Below are 18203 nucleotides of genomic sequence, written 5' to 3' on the forward strand. Positions count from 1 at the left end.
TCGAAGCAGGTGTGCTTCCAGTCGGCTTGCGCCGTGGGCGTGCGCTCGCCATATCCGGACCATGCCACCCCACAAGAAAGTTCACGGCCTGCCCAGCAAGGAGCAGGTGCTCGAATTCATCCGCACGAGCGACGGGCCGGCGGGCAAGCGCGAGATAGCGCGCGCCTTCGGGCTCAAGGGGCAGGAGAAGATCGGCCTCAAGAAACTGCTTGGCGACATGGCCGACGAAGGGCTGATCGACGGCAGGAAGAGCGCCTATCACCGCATGGGCGGCCTTCCGAAAGTCACGGTCCTGCGCGTGGTCGATGTCGAGGACGGCTATCCGGTGGCGATTCCCGACACCTGGCAGCCCGACGACGCCGTCCCGCCGCCGCGCGTGCGGATCGTCGAGAGCAAGAAGGGTGGGGCGCTGCGGAAAGGCGACCGCGTGCTCGCCCGCACCGAGGAAGCCGGCAAGGGCTGGCGCGCACACCCGATCAAGAAGCTTCCGGCCGCCGAACAGGCGATGCTCGGGGTGATCGAAACCGATGCCGCGGGCCACCACTGGCTCGCCCCGGTCGACAAGCGCATCCGCAACTCCAGCCCGGTCAAGGACATCGGGTCGGCAGAGACCGGCAACCTCGTGCTGGCCGAACCCATCGGGCGCGGCGCCAAGGCGGGCGTGAAGGTTCTCGAAGTACTCGGAGACCCGCTCGCCCCGCGCGCCTTCAGCCTCATCGCGATCCACAAGTACGGCATCCCGCATATCTTCTCGCCCGAAGTGCTGGCCGAGGCCGATGCGGCGGCGAAACTGCCGCTCAGCGAGGACAAGCGCGAAGACCTGCGCGGCGTCCCGATCATCGCCATCGACCCGGCAGACGCCCGCGACCACGACGATGCGATCTGGGCCGAACCCGACGGGGAGGGCGGCTACCGCGCCATCGTCGCCATCGCCGATGTCAGCTTCTACGTCCGTCCCGGCAGCAAGCTCGACCGCGAAGCGAGGAAGCGCGGCAACTCGGTCTATTTCCCCGACCGCGTCGTGCCGATGCTGCCCGAGGTGCTGAGCGCCGACGTCTGCTCGCTCGGCGAGGGTCAGGACCGCGCCGCCATGGCCTGCCACCTCACGATCGACAAGCACGGCCACGTCACGGCCTTCCGCTTCACCCGTGCGCTGGTCCGCATCGCCGAAGTCGTCGCCTACGAGGATGCGCAGGCGCGCTTCGACGGGGAGGGTCCCGAGGACAACCTTCGCAACCTTTGGGGCGCTTGGAAGCTACTCAATGCCGCCCGCGAGAACCGCGATCCGCTCGATCTCGACCTCCCCGAACGCCGTGTCGTGCTCGACGAGGAAGGCCGGATCGCCGAAATCGCAATCCGCGAGCGGCTCGATGCGCATCGCGTTGTCGAGGACTTCATGATCGCCGCCAACGTTGCCGCGGCCAAGGCGCTCGAAAGCAAGTCCAGTCCGGTGGTCTACCGCATCCACGAGCCGCCGACGCGCGAGAAGCTGTTGGCGCTCAAGGACTACTTCAAGTCGATCGGCAAGAACCTCGCGCTTGGCCAGGTCATCACGCCCGGCCTGTTCAACCGCATGATCAAGGACATCGCCGATCCGGCGGAGAAGGCGCTGGTCATGGAGGCCGTGTTGCGCAGCCAGACGCAGGCCTACTACGGACCGCAGAACGCCGGCCACTTCGGGCTCGCGCTCGGCAGCTACGCGCACTTCACTTCGCCGATCCGGCGCTATTCGGACCTGCTGGTACACCGCGCGCTGGTCGACAGCTTCCACCTCGAACAACCCAGGCCGAAGGGCGGTATCCCCGAGCACAGCGGACTTTCGGACCAGGACCGCGCCGATCTCGCCAAGGTTACCGACGCCATCAGCCTGACCGAACGCCGGGCGATGGAAGCCGAGCGCGACACCATCGACCGCTATGTGGCAGCATGGCTGGCCGGTAAGGTAGGCGAGGTGTTCGAGACGCGTATCACCGGGGTGCAGAGTTTCGGCTTCTTCGCGACGATCCTCGGCTTCGGCGGCGACGGGCTGGTCCCGGTTTCGACGCTCGGCCAGGACTACTTCCGTTACGAGGAGGGCGCGCAGGCGCTGGTCGGCGAGAAGACCGGCGAGCGCTACACCGTCGGCCAGCGGCTACAGTTGCGGTTAGGGGAAGCCAACCCGCTGACCGGTGCGCTCAAGTTCGACTTGCCCGAGGGAAGCGGGGCAAGGGTCGAGCCACGCGGTGCGCGTCCGACGGAAAAGAAGAGCAAACCCAGTCCCAAGCACATGCAGGGCAAGCGCGGCCGCCCGGGCAACATCCGCCACCAGGGCAAGGAAAGGCGGAAGAAGTAGCCTTCAGCTAAGCTCGTCGATCCGTTCTGCGGACAGGCCGCCGGGCACGATGAACAACGGGCACTTGAGCGAGCTCGAATGCGCCGAAAAGTGGCTGATCAACGGCCCCGGATTTCCTTCCTTGGCCGAACCCAGCACGAGGGCCGCAACTTCGGGATGCTGGTCGAGGTATTCGTTGATCACCGCAACGCCTTCACCCACGCGCACGGCAATCTGCGGCATGCGCCCGCTTTCCGAAAACAGTTCGCCAGCGGCGGAATGCGCCATGACCTCGGCACGGTCGCGCGCCTCTTCCTCGATCGTCGCCTGGACGCCGCCGAAAGCGTTGAATTGCTGGCGCGGGACTAGCGCAAGAATGTGGACCGAGCCCCCGGTATCGGCCGCCCGCCGCGCGGCAAATCGCAGCGCCAAGTGGGCTTCCTCGGTCTCGTCGATGATCGCAAGATAAACCCGCATCAGTTCTCGTCCCCCGGGGCGCGTTGGTATCTGCCGAAACCGCCAGTAGCAAGGTCCTTGCCCATGGGCCACGAATTCGCCAGAGACGGGCCAAACGAGACACCGACCGACAGGATCGACGCACACCCATGCCGATTGCCATCAAGATGCCCGCACTTTCGCCGACCATGGAAGAGGGCACGCTCGCCCGCTGGCTGGTCAAGGTGGGCGACAAGGTCAGTTCCGGCGACGTCATGGCCGAGATCGAAACCGACAAGGCGACGATGGAATTCGAAGCGGTCGACGAGGGCACGATCGCCGACATCGCCGTGCCCGAAGGAACCGAAGGAGTCGCCGTCGGCACCGTGATCGCCACGTTGGCCGAGGACGGCGAGGATGTGGGCAGTGTGAAGCCCGCGAAGGCAGAGGCGGCTCCTGAACCAGCAGCGAAAGAAGCGCCCCAAGAAACCAAACCCGCTCGTGCTGAGCCCGTCGAAGCACCTGCCGCGACGCCAGCACCTGGCCCTTCGACAGACTCAGGGCGAGCGGATGGTGTAACCGGTAGCCGGATCATCGCCTCGCCGCTGGCCAAGCGGATTGCGGAGGACAAGGGCATCGATCTTTCGACCGTCACCGGCAGCGGCCCCAACGGGCGCATCGTGAAGGCTGACGTCGAGGGCGCGAAGCCCGGTACTGCAGCTCCGGCTGCCGCTGCAGCGCCTGCAATCGCACCCGCCGAAGCGCAGGACTTCGGCATCCCGCACGAGGTCGAGAAGCTCTCCTCGATGCGCAAGACGATCGCGCGCCGCCTCACCGAGTCGAAGCAGCAGATCCCGCACATCTACCTCACGGTGGACATCCGGCTCGACGCGCTGCTCAAGCTGCGCGGCGAGATCAACGCTGCGCTCGAAGGCGATGGCATCAAGGTCTCGGTCAACGACATGCTGATCAAGGCGCTGGCCAAGGCGCTGAACCGCGTGCCGGTGTGCAACGTGCAGTTCGCCGGCGACAGCCTGCTCAAGTTCAGTCGCGCGGATATCTCGGTGGCAGTGTCGATCCCGGGCGGGCTCATCACCCCGATCATCGTCGATGCCGGCAGCAAGTCGGTGTCGCAGATATCGGCCGAGATGAAGGACCTCGCCGCCCGCGCCCGCGACGGGAAGCTGCAACCGCACGAGTACCAGGGCGGCACCGCCAGTATCTCCAACATGGGCATGTACGGCATCAAGCAGTTCGAGGCGGTGATCAATCCCCCGCAGGCGATGATCATGGCCATCGGCGCGGGCGAGAAGCGCCCCTACGTGGTCGACGACAGCCTGCAAATTGCTACCGTAATGAGTGCCACCGGCAGCTTCGACCACCGCGCCATCGACGGCGCCGACGGGGCCGAGCTGATGAAGGTCTTCAAGGAGCTGTGCGAAAAGCCGCTGGGACTGGTGGCTTGAGCGCCGGGAGCGCGAAGTGACCGAGTTCCGCGACCCCGCCATTCGCGTCACTGCGATGCCGGCGGACACCAATGCCTACGGCGACATCTTCGGTGGCTGGCTGGTCAGCCTGATGGACGCCGCTGCAGGTCTAATCGCCGCGCGGCGGGCCAAGGGCAGGGCGGTGACCGTGGCCATGGACGGGATGCAGTTCCTTCACCCGGTCAAGGTGGGCGACGAGGTCTCGGTTTACGGGGAAATCACCAGGGTCGGTCGCACCAGCATGACCATCCAGGTCGAGGCATGGCGGCGCCTGCGTGAGAGCGAGGATACCTGTAAGGTGACCGAGGCGGTGTTCACGTTCGTCGCCATCGACGAGAACGGACGACCCCGGCCGGTAGGGGGATGAGGTGTCAATGAAGCGCTTGATTGCCGTCACTGCAGCGCTTTTCCTGCCCGTTTCGGCAGTGTTGGCGTTGGACACCGACAAGGCTGAAAGCCACTACTATCCGCGCGAGACCAGCGCACCGGGTGCGGCGCATCCCTGGCTTGTCATGCTGCCCGGTGGCGGTGGGATCGATGTCTTCGGCGACTACGATTTCTACTTCGACGTGGCGAAGGAATGGAATGAGGCGGGATATGACGTCCTCGTCATTCACTACCAGGCCGCCGCTCCGCTCGTGCCGGGCGCCGAACAGGCGAATCCCGCGAAGATGGAGCAGGCGGTTGTCACCGATGCCCTCGCCACGGCGAAGGCGAAAGGCTGGCTTGACTTGGAATGCCCGGGCTTCGTCATGGGATTCTCGTTCGGCGGCAACGGAACCATGCAGCTCGCGAAAGAACCGCCGGCCAACCTCGCTGGAGCGATCGGTTTCTATCCGGCGATCCTCGGCCAATCGGATGGCTTCGACGCCAAGGTCCCGGTGCTGGTGCTGCAAGGGGACAAGGACCAACTCGTTTCGCCCCAGAAGCTCGATGCCTTCGTTGCCGCTTCGGCCGATCCCGCCAAGTTCACCGTAAAGCACTATCCCGGCGCGCATCACGGGTTCGACATACCTTCGCTCGAAAAGCCGGTGCTCTACAATGGCGAGCGGTTCGAGTTCGATCCGGAGGCCGAGATCGCCTCGCACCTGGCAGTGACGAAATTCCGCTCGGCGCGGGTTAAGGCGGCAGGCGCCCCCGCAGAATGCACGATTCCACAGGACAACTGATACCCATGGCTACTCAATACGACGTCATTGTTCTCGGCTCCGGACCCGGCGGATACGTCGCAGCGATCCGCTGTGCGCAGCTGGGTCTGAACACGGCCATCGTCGAGAGAGAACTCCTCGGCGGCATCTGCCTCAACTGGGGCTGCATCCCGACCAAGGCGCTGCTGCGCTCTGCGGAGATCTTCCACTACATGCAGCACGCCGGGGACTACGGGCTAAAGGCCAAGGAGATCGAGGCCGATCTCGAAGCGGTGGTGAAGCGCAGCCGCGGCGTCGCCAAGCAGCTCAACGCCGGCGTCACCCACCTGATGAAGAAGAACAAGATCGCGGTGCACATGGGCACGGGCACGATGACCGGCCCGACCAGCATGACCGTGAAGGGTGAGAAGGGCGAGGAAAAGCTCACCGCCAAGCACGTCATCCTAGCCACCGGCGCGCGGGCGCGCGACCTGCCGTTCGCCCCGGCCGACGGCAAACGCGTGTGGACCTATCGCCACGCCATGACCCCGCCGGAAATGCCCAAGAAGCTTCTCGTTATCGGCTCGGGCGCGATCGGCATCGAGTTCGCCAGCTTCTACAACGACATGGGCGCCGAGGTGACCGTGGTCGAAATGCTCGACCGCGTGGTACCGGTCGAGGACAAGGACGTTTCCGCCTTCCTCGAAAAGTCGCTCACCAAGCAGGGCATGACGATCATGACCGGGGCTGGGGTCGAGGACATCAAGGTCACGGCCAGCGGCGTGAAGGCGAAGATCAAGGCCAAGGACGGCAAAGTCGCCGAGAGCGAGTTCAGCCACTGCATCGTCGCCATCGGCATCGTGCCCAACACCGAGAACATCGGGCTGGAAAAGCTCGTCGAGATGGATCGCGGGTTCATCCAGATCGACCCCTACGGCCGCACCAAGTCGAAGGGCATGTGGGCAATCGGCGACTGCGTTCCCGGTCCGTGGCTGGCGCACAAGGCGAGCCACGAGGGCGTCACCGCGGCGGAAAGCATCGCCAAGGAGCTCGGCAACAAGGACGTCCACCCGCACCCCCTCGACCGCAACAACATCCCTGGCTGCACCTACTGCCACCCGCAGATCGCCAGCGTCGGCATGACCGAGGCCAAGGCCAGGGAAGCGGGCTACGAGGTCAAGGTCGGCACATTCCCGTTCATCGGCAACGGCAAGGCCATCGCTCTGGGCGAGGCGGAGGGCTTCACCAAGACCGTGTTCGACGCGAAGACCGGCGAACTGCTCGGCGCGCATATGGTCGGGGCGGAAGTCACCGAGATGATCCAGGGCTACGTTGTCGGCAAGACGCTCGAGACGACCGAAGCGGAACTGATGAACACCATCTTCCCGCACCCGACCATTTCGGAATCGATGCACGAAAGCGTGCTCGGCGCGTACGGACGCGCGCTGCACATCTGATACCCGTCACTGGGGAGAGGCGCATGACGGTTCGAACGGTAAAGGCCGGCCTCGCGCTGCTGCTGGCGGTGGGGCTGGCGGCGGCGTCTCCGGGCGCTGCGCAGCAGGGGTCGGGCCCGCTGGTCGTGCGGCTTTGGCCCGATGGCGCACCGGGTGCCGGCGAACGGCGCAACCAGCCCGAGGTGGCGCGCGACTGGTGGATCAAGAACGTCAACGATCCCACGCTCACGGCCTTTCCGGCCGATCCGCGTCACGCCAACGGAGCAGCGATAAACGTGGTGCCGGGCGGAGGACATCGCGAGATCGTCTGGACCAGCGAGGGGCCGAACGTTGCCCGCGTCCTCAATCGGATGGGCATCGCCGCCTACGTGCTCAAGTACCGCCTCGCGAACGAAGAGGGTTCGACCTACAGCGTCGAGGATGCCGCCGCCGACACGCGCCGCGCTATCCGCTGGCTGCGCGCCAATGCCGAGGCGCAGCACGTCGATCCCGATCGCATCGGTGTGATGGGCTTTTCCGCCGGTGGCGAACTGGTGACGATGGTCGCCGACAACCCCGACCCCCCCGCTTCGCGCGCCGCCGATCCGCAGAAGGACGTGAGCGCCCGGCCGGACTTCCAGGTGCTGGTCTTCCCCGGTCCGGGCGGACAGCCGGCCAGCGCGGTTTCGTCCGCGCCCCCGGCCTTCCTCGTCGCCGGATCGCTCGACCAGTGCTGCGGCGCACCGACCGTCGCGCTCTACGAACAGCTCCGCAAGGCCGGAATATCGGCGGAACTGCACATGTACGCGGGCGCCGACCATGCCTTCAACATCGACGAAACCGACCTCGTCGGCGTGCTGCACTGGCCTGACCGTCTCGCTGACTGGATGGCCGATTCGGGGCTGATGGACGAACGCAGCGCGCAGGGCACTGGCCCGGCAGGAGACAAGCGACAGTAAACCCAGCGTGCTGCACGCTCGACTTGCGGTAAACCGTTCGTCGCAATTGCCATTCCCGTCGCGGAACCGCCGCATTGCCGCGGTAGTTTTGCGGTTGAGGAGAGCGGCAATGGAATACGAAACTCGTGAAGACGGGCTGCTGTTCGACCATTCGACCAGCAACCCCAGTCTCGATCGTCGCCCGGTGAAACCGCTCCGCAAGCCGGTTGTGCGTGGGCTCGAGCGGACACTTCAAAAGGGTGAACTGATCCCTGAAGAGGATGACCAGCTCGCTTAGGTAGAAGTTGGCGGACAGGGTGGGATTCGAACCCACGGTGGACTTGCGCCCACGGCGGTTTTCAAGACCGCTGCCTTAAACCACTCGGCCACCTGTCCGCGCCGGTTGCGGCTATCGCCGAAATGCGGGCTTGTCACCCGTGACTCTCGACCTACGATCATTTAGACAAAATCAACTGGGTGGCCGCAAGCCAATCGGCGCGGCGGGGAGATAGGGGTGAGGACATGAAACTGCGGGCTGTCAGGGCAACAATTGCAACGACTTTCGCGGTGGCGTCGATCGCCATGAGTTCGGCCGCTGCGGCGCAGAGCCAATGCTCGCGCGAGACACTGGACGACATTGCCGCCAAGTACGCCGAGGGCCAGAAGCAGGGGTCGATCTTCACCTTGCCGGTGGGCGAATGGGTCGACTATCGCGAGAACGGAGAGCTGGTCTCAACCGCGGTCGGGGTGATCGCGCAGCCGTCGGAATTCGCTTGGCAACTCGACGTCATCGATCCCGGCAGCTGCCATGTGATCGTCCAGGGCGTGATCCTCGAACCGACGCCTTATGTCGTGACGACCCAACTGGCCTGGACCTTCAACGGTCTCGGCCAGATTCGCTCGACGGTCATCCGCGAGGGCGACCCCAAGTTCGACGCCAAGAAGACCTTCGAATACGCTAGCAAGGAAGACTGGGGGGAAATCCCGGAGGGCCAGCGCAACACGCGTGACGAGCTAATCGCCGTCGCCAACGCATATCTCGACAGGATGGGGGGCGGGGACGGCACCGTCGCGCTCGCCTCGAACTGCGACCGGATCGACAATGGCGCCTATGTGGCGAATTGCGAGCCCGGCACCGGTCCGGCCTTCCTCAAGCGCGAACTGTCTGTCGACGTGGCCAAGGGAACCGTGGCGGTGGTGTCCAACCGGGGTGAGGACGAAGGCCCCCAGGATGCGCGTATTTTCCGAATCGAAGGCGGCAAGATCCGCCACGTCCATGCGGTTGCCCCGTCGCTCTGAGGGGGTGCCGGGCTAATTCAGGTGCAGACTCTGCCAAGGAGAGGGAAGTGAAGGTTTCGAAAATTGCTGCACTCGTGGTCGCGGCGGCAACGATGGCGACGGCAAGCCCCGCGGCGGCGCAGTTCTTCGGGGGAACGTGCACCCGGGCCGAGCTTCAGGAAATGGCCGACAAGTACATCAAGGGACAAACGGAGGGCCTGCCGCTCTATGTCCCGATGGGCAACTGGGTCACCTATCACGAGAACGGCGAGCTCTCGACGATGTCGCAGGGCACGTTCTCGATCCCGCTCAAGGTCGCCCATCACCGGGCGGCGCTCGATACCGACCAGTGCAAGGTCTTCCTCGAAATCGTGAGCTACGAAAGCGAGAAGCCTTATGTCATCGCCGTCCAGTTCGGGGCGCGTGGGGGCAACGCCAGCAATTTCGAAGTCATCTCGACCACCAAGGGCGACTGGCTGTTCGACGCCAAGTACACATATGAATATGCCCGGCGCGAAGACTGGTCGGAAATCCCCGACGACAAGCGCAACACGCCGGCCGAGCTCAAGGCGGCGGCCGATGCCTACCTCGACCTGTTCAAGGACAAGTCGGTGCAGGTGCCGTGGGGCACGCCGTGCAACCGGCTCGAAGGTTCGGTCTACACCAATGCCGATACCTGCAACGTCGGCGTTCCGGACAACATCGACATGATCGACCGTGAATACGTAATCGACCCGGTAATCGGGGCGGTCGACGTGTTCCTAAAGATGGGCCCGAACAAGCGGCCGGACAGCCACCTGTTCCGCATCGAGAACGGCAAGATTCGCTTCGTCCACACCGTGACCAACTGCCTCGGCGACGACAACTGCGGCTTCGGATCGTTCGACGAGATGCTGAAAAAGAATCCGCAAATGCGTCCACCTTTCAAGGACTAGGCGCAGCGGGAAATCGGTTCGGCGCATTTGCGCGCTGAGGGGATTCACAGTTCAGGCGATGCGTGCGAGGATGGCTTCCATGAAGTTACCCGTGCGTCTCGCTCCCCTCCTTGCCATTCTCGCATTCGGCACGGCAGCCAGTGCGCAGGACATGCCGTTCGATTCCTATCTCCAGCTCGTTGCTGCCAAGGCGCGGGCGCAGGGCGCCAGCGAATCCTCGATCCGCGCGGTCCTGGACGGGCTCCAGCCAAACCAGCGGGTGATCTCGCTCGACCGCGGTAATCTCTCTTCGGGCGGCAGTGTGAGCGGGTTCCCGCCGCTCGCCCCCTATATCGCCAGCCACAACACTACGGCGCGGATCGAACAGGGGCGGCGCATGTATGCGCAGCTCGGCTCTCTCGCGCGGCGTGTGGAGAGCCAGTACGGCGTTCCTGCTTCGATCCTGCTGGCGATCTGGGGGCACGAAACGAGCTACGGTGCGGTCAAGGGCGGCTTTGACCTGCCGGCCGCGCTGGCCACGCTGGCGTGGGAAGGGCGCCGCCGCGACCTCTTCGAAGCCGAGTTAATCGACACCATCAAGATGGTCGACCGCGGCGTGCCGCGCAGCCGTCTCGTCGGCAGCTGGGCCGGCGCCTTCGGCAATCCGCAGTTCCTGCCCAGCGTCTACCTGCGGCTTGCGCAGGATGGAGACGGGGACGGGAAGGCCGACATCTGGAACAACGAAGCCGACACGCTTGCCTCGATCGCCAACTATTTTCGCGATGCGGGCTGGCGCAACGGGCAACCGTGGGGTGTGCGGGCCTTCGTGCCCGACAGCGTCGACCGTGAGGCCGTCAGGAGCAACCTAGTCGCGCCGGTCTGCCGGCGCGTCCATGTGCGCCACAGCAAGTGGATGACGGTGCGGGAATGGCGCGCGCTGGGGGTCGTTCCGCAGAATTACATCCCCGAGGACGCCATCGCCTCGCTGTTCGAACCCGATGGGCCGGCCGCGCCGGGCTACCTCTTAACCCAGAATTATAGGGTTATCCTCGAATATAACTGCTCGAACTACTACGCGATGAGTGTGGGGTTGCTTGCAGATGAGATTGCCCGTTGAGGATTTCCGCCGCCGTGCGCTGCGCATCGGCCTGATTGCCCTCGGCCCGACCGCACTTAGCGGTTGCGCCGTGTTTGGCAGCGACAGCGACTTTGCCGACCTTGGTCCGGCCCCGACCGGCCCGGCCTACCAGAACGCCGGCACCGGCCCGGCTGCGGACTATCCGGTCGTTGTCGGCGATCCTTACCGTATCGGTTCGACCGTATTCACTCCCGCCGACACGCTCAATTACGACGAAGTCGGCTATGCCGTCGCCGACAGCGGCAACGGCGTTTCGGGCTCGCACCACACGCTGCCCCTGCCGAGCTATATCGAGGTGACTGCGCTCGACACTGGCAAGACCATCCTCGTCCGGCTCGAACGGCGCGGTCCGATGAACGGCGATTCGCTCGTGGCGCTTTCGCCTGCCGCCTTCGCGCAAATCGGCGCGGCCCCCGGGGTCCCGGTGCGTGTTCGCCGAGTCAATCCGCAAGAGGAAGAGCGCGCGATGCTGCGGCTCGGCCAGACGGCCCCGTCGCGCATGGATACGCCCGAATCGCTGCTCGCCGTGCTCAAGCGCAAGCTCCCGGCGAGCGGGTCGGTGCAACTGGCGCGGAGCGAGCCGCCGAGGCCGATTGCCGGCGTTGCCGTCGCGCCGAGCAACGTTGGCCAGTCCGCTGCACCTGCCTACGCGCCTCCGGCTCAGGCTCGCCCCACATCGGCTCCTGCGCTTCCTCCGCTCGGTCAGTCGCAGGCCCAGCAGGCCTACAGCGCTCCCCCGCCTGCCTACAGCCCGCCGCAGCGTGTGGCACAGCCAGCGCCGGTCCAGCCGCAGGTTGCGAGCGCCAGCAATGGCGCCTTCATCGTCCAGGTCGCGGCGCTCAGCTCGTACGACAGTGCCCAGCGCGTCGCCAACGTGATCGGCGGCCGGGTCACACAGACCGGTTCGCTCTTCCGCATCCGGACCGGCCCATTCGCAACCCGGGGACAGGCCGAGGCGAGCCTCGCAAAGGTCCGGGCCGCGGGTTATAGCGACGCACGAATCTTCACCAACGGCTGACGCGCCGGGCTCCACCGCCCGGCGGTGGGAGCAGGCTTGAAACACTTTGTTGCGACGTTCCTGGGTGCTGCGCTGCTGGCCACGACGGCCTATTCTGCAGTGCCTGCAGTAGCGCCCGTCGACACTGCTGCCAAAGAGCAGCCAGAAGAGCAGAGCCCGGTGGATCCGGAAATTCCCGTTGCCCTGCTGGTCGACCAGTCGGCCGGGCAGACCCTTTTCTCGCGCGAGGTGGATCGACGTTTCATTCCAGCCTCCGTCACCAAGGTCATGACCGTCTACACCGCCTTCGACCTGATCGATCGCGGCAAGCTGGACCTCAACCGCAAGGTGGTGATCGACAAGGACCTGGCCGACGAATGGGGTGGGGAGGGATCGACCCTTTTCCTCGAGGCGGGCGACGAACTGACGGTCGGACAGCTATTGCTTGGCGTCACAACCGTTTCGGCCAATGACGGCGCCGTGGCCATAGGTCGCATCGCGGCCGGCAGCGATGAAGCATGGTTGGCCTTGATGAACGAGAATGCCCTCGAGCTGGGCATGAGCAACAGTCATTTCGGCAGCCCCAACGGCTATCCCGACGAGGGCAGGACCTGGACCAGTGCCCGCGACCTCGCCGTCCTGGCCGAAGCACTGACAACCCGCTTTCCCGACCTCTACAAGCGGTTCTTCGGTCATCGGGGCATGCGTTTTCACGACATTACGCAGACCAACCACGACCCGATTACCGGGGTCGTTGACGGGGCGGACGGTATCAAGACTGGCTACACCCGGCAGGCCGGGTACAATTTCGTCGGCTCTGCGGTGCGCGACGGCCGGCGCCTGACGCTGGTCATTGCAGGCGCGCCCACAGCGATGATACGCAATCGGGACGCCCGGCGGTTGATGGAATGGGGTTTCGAAAACTTTACCAGCGAGCGCCTGCTCCCCGCTGGTGCCGCAATCGGCGACGTCGAAGTGCAGGAGGGCGCGGCACTGTCCGTACCGGTGCATACCGAGGCCGAAGTCTTTGCCAACCTGCCGCGCGAAGCTGGGGCAAGGGCCGGATTCTCGTTGCGCTATCGTGGCCCGGTCGAAGCACCGATCCGGAAGGGCGACCGCATTGCTACGCTGCGGGTGACCGTGCCCGGGCAGGAGCCGCACGACGTGCCGCTCGTCGCGGCGGTTTCCGTCGAGCGGGCGAACGCCTGGCAGCGCCTGCGTAACGGCATTGTAAGGCTGCTGTGATGGCGCAGGGCCGGTTCATTGCACTTGAAGGCGGCGAGGGCACCGGCAAGTCGACGCAGTCCAGGCTGCTCGCGAACTACCTACAGGAGCAAGGTCTCGAGGTAGCAACCACCCGCGAGCCGGGCGGCACGCCAGGGGCCGAGGCGATCCGCCACCTGCTGCTCGATCCATCGGGCGACGGATGGGAAGCAGAGGCCGAAGCGCTGCTGTTCGCGGCGGCCCGGTCAGACCACGTTGCACGGCTGATCCGTCCGGCGCTGGAACGCGGCGCTTGGGTGGTGAGCGACCGCTTTCTCGATTCGAGCCGCGCCTACCAAGGCGGTGGAGGCGGTCTCACAGACGATGCGATCATGGACCTGCATCGCTTCGGTTCGCGCGGCCTGCTCCCGGATCTGACGATCCTGATCGACGTGCCCGATGATGCAATCGCCGAGCGCCTCGCCCGGCGTGACGGAGGTGAAAGCGACCGCATTGGCGGCCGCGATGCCGCGTTCCATCGCCGCGTGAAGGACGCGTTTGTCCGTTTCGCGGATCGGGAGCTGGGCCGGTTTGCGACGATCGATGGTAGCGGAGACGTCGAAGCTACCCATGCCGCGATCGTGACAGCGATCGAACCGCTCCTGGCGATCCGCTGATGCGATACATCGGGCACGACGAACCCTGGCGAATCTGGCGCGCCGCGCTAACTGGTGAGCGCATGCATCACGCCTGGCTGCTGTCCGGCCGCAAGGGAGTGGGGAAGGGACCCTTCGCCCTAGCCGCCGCCCGCGAACTGGTCGGCGGGCCTGCTACCGGCGAGCATCCCGACATCATCGTGCTCTCGCACCTGCCGAAGGACGACAAGGAGGCAGCGAAGCGAGACGAGGGCAAGCCTTTCGAGACCAAGCGCAACATCACCATCGACCAGATCCGCGCGATGCAGCGGCGGCTGACGACCCGTCCCACGCTGGGTGAGCGACGGGTCATTATCATCGATCCGGCCGACGACATGGAGGCCAATGCCTCGAACGCCCTGCTCAAGAGCCTCGAGGAACCGCCAGTGGGCACGTTCTTCCTGCTCATTGCACACCGCATCGGCCGCCTGCTGCCGACAATCAGGTCGCGCTGCTGTGTCCTGCGTTTTCCGCTCGTCGAGGCGGCGGAGATCGACAAGATCCTCCAGCGAGAAATGCCGAAAGTGGACCCGAAGACCCGCGCGGCGGCGATTGCCGCTGCTGCGGGATCGCCCGGAGCCGCCCTCGACTTTGTCGGACTCGGGCTCGGCGACTTGCACGATTTGATGGAGCGGCTCGTGCGCCATGGCGACGACGACTTCATCATCCGCGGCGAACTGGCGGAGGCGATGGGGGCGCGCCCTGACCGCCAGCGCCAGCTTGCGGCCATTGAACTCGCCCGTGCCGTTGTCGCCGAGGCAATGAACCAGACCGACGTACCAGCTATTCCCGCACTGGCCGAGGCCCACAACGAACTCTGCGTCCTTTCGGTGCAGGCCCCGACATACAATTTCGACCCCGGCCTGCTGGTGATGGAAATCGGCAGCTTGCTCGCCGCGCTCGGCACCCGTAGGGAGCCGGCCCATGGCTGAGCCCTATTACATCACAACGGCTATCAACTACCCCAACGGAAAGCCACACATCGGTCACGCTTATGAGGCGATCGCGGCCGACACGGAGGCTCGCTTCCAGCGCCTGCGCGGCCGGAAGGTACGTTTTCAGACCGGAACCGACGAGCACGGCCTGAAGATGGCGCAGAAGGCGCGCGAACTCGGCATCACGCCGCGCGAACTTTCCGACGAGATGTCGAGCCACTTTCGCATCCTGGCCGATCGCCTGAACATCTCCTACGACCGCTTCTTCCGTACTACTGAAGACGAACATCATCGTGCGAGCCAGGCGCTCTGGCTATCGATGGAGAAGAATGGCGACCTCTATCTCGACCGCTACGAAGGCTGGTACTCGGTGCGCGACGAGGCCTACTACGACGAGAGCGAATTGGTTGCCGACGCGGACGGCGAAAAGCTTTCGCCGCAGGGCACGCCGGTCGAATGGACCGTCGAGGAAAGCTGGTTCTTCCGTTTGTCCAAATACCAGGAGCCGCTGCTCCAGCTCTATCGCGACAACCCCGAATTCGTGCGTCCTGCCTCCCGCATGAACGAGGTACGCAGCTTCGTCGAGGGTGGCCTGCGGGATCTTTCGGTCAGCCGGACGAGCTTCGACTGGGGCGTTCGCGTGCCCGGGGCGGACGATCACGTCATGTACGTCTGGGTCGACGCCCTGACCAACTACCTGACCGGTCTGGGCTATCCCGACGAGACAGAAAACTTTGCCACGTTCTGGCCCGCCGACCTGCACCTGATCGGCAAGGATATCGTCCGCTTCCATGCAGTTTACTGGCCCGCCTTCCTGATGAGCGCGGGCCTGCCGCTGCCGAAGGAAATCTTTGCTCACGGATTTATCCTGAATCGCGGCCAGAAGGAATCCAAGTCGCTCGGCAACGTCACCGATCCTCTGGACCTTGCCGAGCGGTTCGGTGTCGACCATTTGCGCTATTTCCTGCTGCGCGAATTCACTTTCGGACAGGATGGCAGCTATTCGGTTGAAGCAATTGTAAACCGGTCGAATTCGGAACTTGCAAACAGCTTCGGCAACCTTGCGCAGAGGACACTGTCGCAGGTCTTCAAGAACTGCGACGGTTCGCCTCCGCAAATCTTCGGCCATACCGATGCGGACAACGCTCTGTTCGAGCATGTCGACCGGGTCATCGCGCAGGAAATGCCGGCCAGCTATGACAAGCTCGCTTTCGCCCAGGCACTCGAAGCGTGGATGGGTGCCGTGTACGCCTGCAACGCCTACATCGACGAGCAGGCGCCCTGGGCGCTGCGCAAGACCGATTTCGAGCGGATGAAGACGGTGCTGGCGACGCTTTACATCGTCATCGCGCAGCTCACCGTGGCGGTGCGGCCGGTCATGCCGGACACCGCCGACAAGTTGCTCGATTCCATGGGCATCGCGCCGGAACTGCGCGACTTCGAAGGCATCCGCTCGCACTGGTATTCGCCGCTGGCCGAGAGTGACTTCCGCCTCGACAAACCCGAGGGCATGTTCCCGCGGATCGAATTGCCCGAGGGGGAGGAGGCTTGATGCTGATCGACAGCCATTGCCACCTCGAATACGAAGGTCTCGTCGACGACCAGCAAGGGGTGCTCGACCGCGCCCGCGCTGCCGGGATCGGCGGCTTCCTCAACATCTCGACCCGGCAGAGCGAATGGGGCCGCGTGGTCGGTACGGCGGAGCGCGAAAGCGATGTCTGGGCGACAGTCGGCATCCACCCGCATGAAGCGGACCAGCACGCCGATCTTGGCGCCGCGGCGCTGCGCGAGGCGGCGAACAATCCGCGCGTCATCGGCCTCGGAGAGACGGGGCTAGACTACTATTACGACAAGTCCGACCGTGCGGTTCAGCAGGCGCTGTTCCGCACCCACATTGCCGTGGGGCGCGAGACCGGTCTGCCGCTGATCATCCACACGCGTGACGCCGAAGAAGACACCTACGAGATCCTGCGCGAAGAGTTGGGGAAGGGGGCTTTCCCCGCGCTGATACACTGCTTCACCGGCACGGCACCGTTCGGCCGGCAGATACTGGACCTGGGCCTGACAATCTCGTTGTCGGGTATAGTGACTTTCAAGAATGCCCGTGAACTGCAGGGATTCGCGAAGGAAATTCCCTCGGACAGGATCCTGGTCGAAACCGACAGCCCGTTCCTTGCGCCCGTGCCGCATCGCGGGAAGACCTGCGAGCCGGCCTATGTTCGCAACACCGCCGAATTCGTTGCCGACTTGCGCGGCGAGACGGTCGACGAACTGGCTGCCGCAACGACCGAGAACTTCCACCGCTTGTTCAAGAAGACGCGCCCGTGAAGCTTATCATGCTCGGTTCCGGCACCTCAACCGGGGTGCCGCGGATCGGCAATGACTGGGGTCTTTGCGATCCCACGGAACCGAAAAACCGTCGCACACGAGTATCTATCATCGTCGAGAGCGCCGCTGGCTCTCGGATCTTGGTCGATACGTCCCCGGACCTGCGCCAGCAGCTGCTTACCGCCGGGATACGCACGGTCGATGCCGTCGTCTGGACTCACGATCATGCCGATCACTGCCATGGAATAGACGACCTGAGGCCGATGCGTTTCGGGCGCGATGGGGCGATACCGGGCTATGCTTCGACCGAAACCGTTCGGCGGTTGCGCCAGCGCTTCAGCTACGTCTTTGCCGGCAAGTACGGCTATCCCTCGATCGTGCAGCTTGAGACGCTCGAACGGGTCAAGATCGTCGCGGGATTCGGGATTGCGAGCTGCGAAATGCCTCACGGGCCGATGGAAACGACCGGGTTTCGGTTCGATTGCGATGGCAAGTCCATTGGCTACACCACTGATTTTTGTGAAATCACGGATGAGATGGTGGATCTGTTCTCGGGCATCGATATCCTTGTGACCGACTGCCTGCGTCGTGAAAACCATCCGACCCACGCGAGTCTCGACATGGCATTGGAGTTTGCGGTGCGAACGCGCGCGCGTCAGACCGTCCTGACGCACCTCGACAAGAGCATGGATTATGCCACGTTGTCGGCTGAGACGCCGGACGATGTTATTCCCGGTTACGACGGATTGGAGATCGATCTCGGATGAAGCCAGACGCCTTGTCGATCATCGTGCTGGTTGGCTGGCTGATCCTGGTGGTTGCGGGTTTCAGATCGTATCGGGTTTCCGGGCGCAAGGTGCTGCTTTACGGTGTTATTTGGGCATCGATTTTCATCGCCGTCGCATTGGTATTTTACACGATGGGGGCGTGATACTGCATTCCGCCGTACTCTTTCATTTAACATAATATATATTATCGTCC

General features: G+C 64.5%; 20 protein-coding genes and 1 tRNA gene. 18 read left to right on the forward strand and 3 right to left on the reverse strand.

The window, feature by feature from the left end; translation table 11 throughout:
* Positions 1-61: 61 nt before the first annotated feature.
* Complete coding sequence (rnr, locus tag GRI89_RS04715; protein WP_159792681.1) at positions 62-2332, forward strand: ribonuclease R; 2271 nt, start codon at positions 62-64, stop codon at positions 2330-2332.
* A 3-nt stretch (positions 2333-2335) separates the two neighbouring features.
* Here the strand turns inward: rnr and GRI89_RS04720 are convergent, their stop codons facing one another.
* The gene (locus GRI89_RS04720) at positions 2336-2788 is read right to left on the reverse strand and encodes a universal stress protein (protein WP_159792683.1); all 453 of its coding nucleotides are present in this window, start codon (positions 2786-2788) and stop codon (positions 2336-2338) included.
* Between the two features lie 128 nt (positions 2789-2916).
* Between GRI89_RS04720 and GRI89_RS04725 the strand changes: the two genes are divergently transcribed.
* From GRI89_RS04725 to GRI89_RS04750, 6 genes are all read left to right on the forward strand, one after another.
* The gene (locus GRI89_RS04725; protein ID WP_159792685.1) at positions 2917-4212 is read left to right on the forward strand and encodes a pyruvate dehydrogenase complex dihydrolipoamide acetyltransferase; all 1296 of its coding nucleotides are present in this window, start codon (positions 2917-2919) and stop codon (positions 4210-4212) included.
* A 55-nt stretch (positions 4213-4267) separates the two neighbouring features.
* Entirely contained in the window at positions 4268-4600 is a 333-nt protein-coding gene (locus tag GRI89_RS04730; RefSeq protein WP_159792841.1) for an acyl-CoA thioesterase, read from the forward strand.
* Positions 4601-4607: 7 nt separating this feature from the next.
* The gene (locus tag GRI89_RS04735; protein ID WP_159792687.1) at positions 4608-5402 is read left to right on the forward strand and encodes a dienelactone hydrolase family protein; all 795 of its coding nucleotides are present in this window, start codon (positions 4608-4610) and stop codon (positions 5400-5402) included.
* A gap of 5 nt (positions 5403-5407) precedes the next feature.
* Positions 5408-6817, forward strand: a complete 1410-nt coding sequence (gene lpdA, locus GRI89_RS04740; RefSeq protein ID WP_159792689.1) for a dihydrolipoyl dehydrogenase — start codon at positions 5408-5410, stop codon at positions 6815-6817.
* Positions 6818-6840: 23 nt separating this feature from the next.
* Positions 6841-7755 (forward strand): alpha/beta hydrolase, encoded by a 915-nt coding sequence (locus GRI89_RS04745; RefSeq protein WP_159792691.1) that lies wholly within the window; start codon positions 6841-6843, stop codon positions 7753-7755.
* A 109-nt stretch (positions 7756-7864) separates the two neighbouring features.
* Positions 7865-8032, forward strand: a complete 168-nt coding sequence (locus tag GRI89_RS04750; RefSeq protein ID WP_159792693.1) for a hypothetical protein — start codon at positions 7865-7867, stop codon at positions 8030-8032.
* A gap of 8 nt (positions 8033-8040) precedes the next feature.
* On the opposite strand, the gene GRI89_RS04755 is transcribed toward GRI89_RS04750, so the two are convergent.
* Both GRI89_RS04755 and GRI89_RS18155 read right to left on the reverse strand, forming a co-directional pair.
* Positions 8041-8130 (reverse strand) — tRNA-Ser (locus tag GRI89_RS04755).
* 59 nt (positions 8131-8189) lie between these two features.
* The gene (locus GRI89_RS18155; RefSeq protein ID WP_268891729.1) at positions 8190-8318 is read right to left on the reverse strand and encodes a hypothetical protein; all 129 of its coding nucleotides are present in this window, start codon (positions 8316-8318) and stop codon (positions 8190-8192) included.
* On the opposite strand from GRI89_RS18155, the gene GRI89_RS04760 reads away from it, so the two are divergent.
* The 11 genes from GRI89_RS04760 (at position 8317) to GRI89_RS04810 (ending at position 18153) form a co-directional block, all read left to right on the forward strand.
* Complete coding sequence (locus tag GRI89_RS04760; protein ID WP_235912782.1) at positions 8317-9033, forward strand: hypothetical protein; 717 nt, start codon at positions 8317-8319, stop codon at positions 9031-9033. The genes GRI89_RS18155 and GRI89_RS04760 overlap by 2 nt on opposite strands.
* 47 nt (positions 9034-9080) lie before the next feature.
* Positions 9081-9947, forward strand: a complete 867-nt coding sequence (locus GRI89_RS04765; RefSeq protein ID WP_159792697.1) for a hypothetical protein — start codon at positions 9081-9083, stop codon at positions 9945-9947.
* A gap of 79 nt (positions 9948-10026) precedes the next feature.
* On the forward strand, positions 10027-11043 hold the full coding sequence (locus tag GRI89_RS04770) for a lytic murein transglycosylase (protein ID WP_235912783.1): 1017 nt from the start codon (positions 10027-10029) through the stop codon (positions 11041-11043).
* A complete protein-coding gene (locus tag GRI89_RS04775) occupies positions 11027-12082 on the forward strand; it encodes an SPOR domain-containing protein (protein ID WP_159792701.1) in 1056 nt (351 codons plus the stop codon). The genes GRI89_RS04770 and GRI89_RS04775 overlap by 17 nt, the downstream gene beginning before the upstream one ends.
* A 36-nt stretch (positions 12083-12118) precedes the next feature.
* Positions 12119-13306, forward strand: a complete 1188-nt coding sequence (locus GRI89_RS04780; protein ID WP_235912784.1) for a D-alanyl-D-alanine carboxypeptidase family protein — start codon at positions 12119-12121, stop codon at positions 13304-13306.
* The gene (tmk, locus tag GRI89_RS04785; RefSeq protein ID WP_159792703.1) at positions 13306-13941 is read left to right on the forward strand and encodes a dTMP kinase; all 636 of its coding nucleotides are present in this window, start codon (positions 13306-13308) and stop codon (positions 13939-13941) included. Before GRI89_RS04780 ends, tmk begins: the two co-directional genes overlap by 1 nt.
* On the forward strand, positions 13941-14891 hold the full coding sequence (locus GRI89_RS04790; protein WP_159792705.1) for a DNA polymerase III subunit delta': 951 nt from the start codon (positions 13941-13943) through the stop codon (positions 14889-14891). The genes tmk and GRI89_RS04790 overlap by 1 nt, the downstream gene beginning before the upstream one ends.
* Positions 14884-16446 (forward strand): methionine--tRNA ligase, encoded by a 1563-nt coding sequence (metG, locus tag GRI89_RS04795; RefSeq protein ID WP_159792707.1) that lies wholly within the window; start codon positions 14884-14886, stop codon positions 16444-16446. Before GRI89_RS04790 ends, metG begins: the two co-directional genes overlap by 8 nt.
* Positions 16446-17222 (forward strand): TatD family hydrolase, encoded by a 777-nt coding sequence (locus GRI89_RS04800; protein ID WP_159792709.1) that lies wholly within the window; start codon positions 16446-16448, stop codon positions 17220-17222. The genes metG and GRI89_RS04800 overlap by 1 nt, the downstream gene beginning before the upstream one ends.
* On the forward strand, positions 17219-17989 hold the full coding sequence (locus GRI89_RS04805) for an MBL fold metallo-hydrolase (protein ID WP_328598091.1): 771 nt from the start codon (positions 17219-17221) through the stop codon (positions 17987-17989). Before GRI89_RS04800 ends, GRI89_RS04805 begins: the two co-directional genes overlap by 4 nt.
* The gene (locus GRI89_RS04810) at positions 17986-18153 is read left to right on the forward strand and encodes a hypothetical protein (RefSeq protein ID WP_159792711.1); all 168 of its coding nucleotides are present in this window, start codon (positions 17986-17988) and stop codon (positions 18151-18153) included. Before GRI89_RS04805 ends, GRI89_RS04810 begins: the two co-directional genes overlap by 4 nt.
* Positions 18154-18203 lie beyond the last annotated feature (50 nt).

The organism is Croceibacterium salegens (assembly GCF_009827435.1).
Taxonomy (GTDB): Bacteria; Pseudomonadota; Alphaproteobacteria; order Sphingomonadales; family Sphingomonadaceae; genus Croceibacterium_B; species Croceibacterium_B salegens.

Bases quoted from the DNA above. Each gene is read 5' to 3' on its own strand.
- GRI89_RS04790 (WP_159792705.1), top strand. From the start codon at position 13,941: ATGCGATACATCGGGCACGACGAACCCTGGCGAATCTGGCGCGCCGCG.
- tmk (WP_159792703.1), top strand. From the start codon at position 13,306: ATGGCGCAGGGCCGGTTCATTGCACTTGAAGGCGGCGAGGGCACCGGC.
- GRI89_RS04730 (WP_159792841.1), top strand. From the start codon at position 4,268: ATGCCGGCGGACACCAATGCCTACGGCGACATCTTCGGTGGCTGGCTG.
- GRI89_RS04810 (WP_159792711.1), top strand. From the start codon at position 17,986: ATGAAGCCAGACGCCTTGTCGATCATCGTGCTGGTTGGCTGGCTGATC.
- GRI89_RS04720 (WP_159792683.1), bottom strand. From the start codon at position 2,788: ATGCGGGTTTATCTTGCGATCATCGACGAGACCGAGGAAGCCCACTTG.
- GRI89_RS18155 (WP_268891729.1), bottom strand. From the start codon at position 8,318: ATGGCGATCGACGCCACCGCGAAAGTCGTTGCAATTGTTGCCCTGACA.
- GRI89_RS04800 (WP_159792709.1), top strand. From the start codon at position 16,446: ATGCTGATCGACAGCCATTGCCACCTCGAATACGAAGGTCTCGTCGAC.
- GRI89_RS04725 (WP_159792685.1), top strand. From the start codon at position 2,917: ATGCCGATTGCCATCAAGATGCCCGCACTTTCGCCGACCATGGAAGAG.
- GRI89_RS04775 (WP_159792701.1), top strand. From the start codon at position 11,027: ATGAGATTGCCCGTTGAGGATTTCCGCCGCCGTGCGCTGCGCATCGGC.
- rnr (WP_159792681.1), top strand. From the start codon at position 62: ATGCCACCCCACAAGAAAGTTCACGGCCTGCCCAGCAAGGAGCAGGTG.
- GRI89_RS04750 (WP_159792693.1), top strand. From the start codon at position 7,865: ATGGAATACGAAACTCGTGAAGACGGGCTGCTGTTCGACCATTCGACC.
- metG (WP_159792707.1), top strand. From the start codon at position 14,884: ATGGCTGAGCCCTATTACATCACAACGGCTATCAACTACCCCAACGGA.
- GRI89_RS04745 (WP_159792691.1), top strand. From the start codon at position 6,841: ATGACGGTTCGAACGGTAAAGGCCGGCCTCGCGCTGCTGCTGGCGGTG.
- GRI89_RS04770 (WP_235912783.1), top strand. From the start codon at position 10,027: ATGAAGTTACCCGTGCGTCTCGCTCCCCTCCTTGCCATTCTCGCATTC.
- GRI89_RS04735 (WP_159792687.1), top strand. From the start codon at position 4,608: ATGAAGCGCTTGATTGCCGTCACTGCAGCGCTTTTCCTGCCCGTTTCG.
- lpdA (WP_159792689.1), top strand. From the start codon at position 5,408: ATGGCTACTCAATACGACGTCATTGTTCTCGGCTCCGGACCCGGCGGA.
- GRI89_RS04760 (WP_235912782.1), top strand. From the start codon at position 8,317: ATGAGTTCGGCCGCTGCGGCGCAGAGCCAATGCTCGCGCGAGACACTG.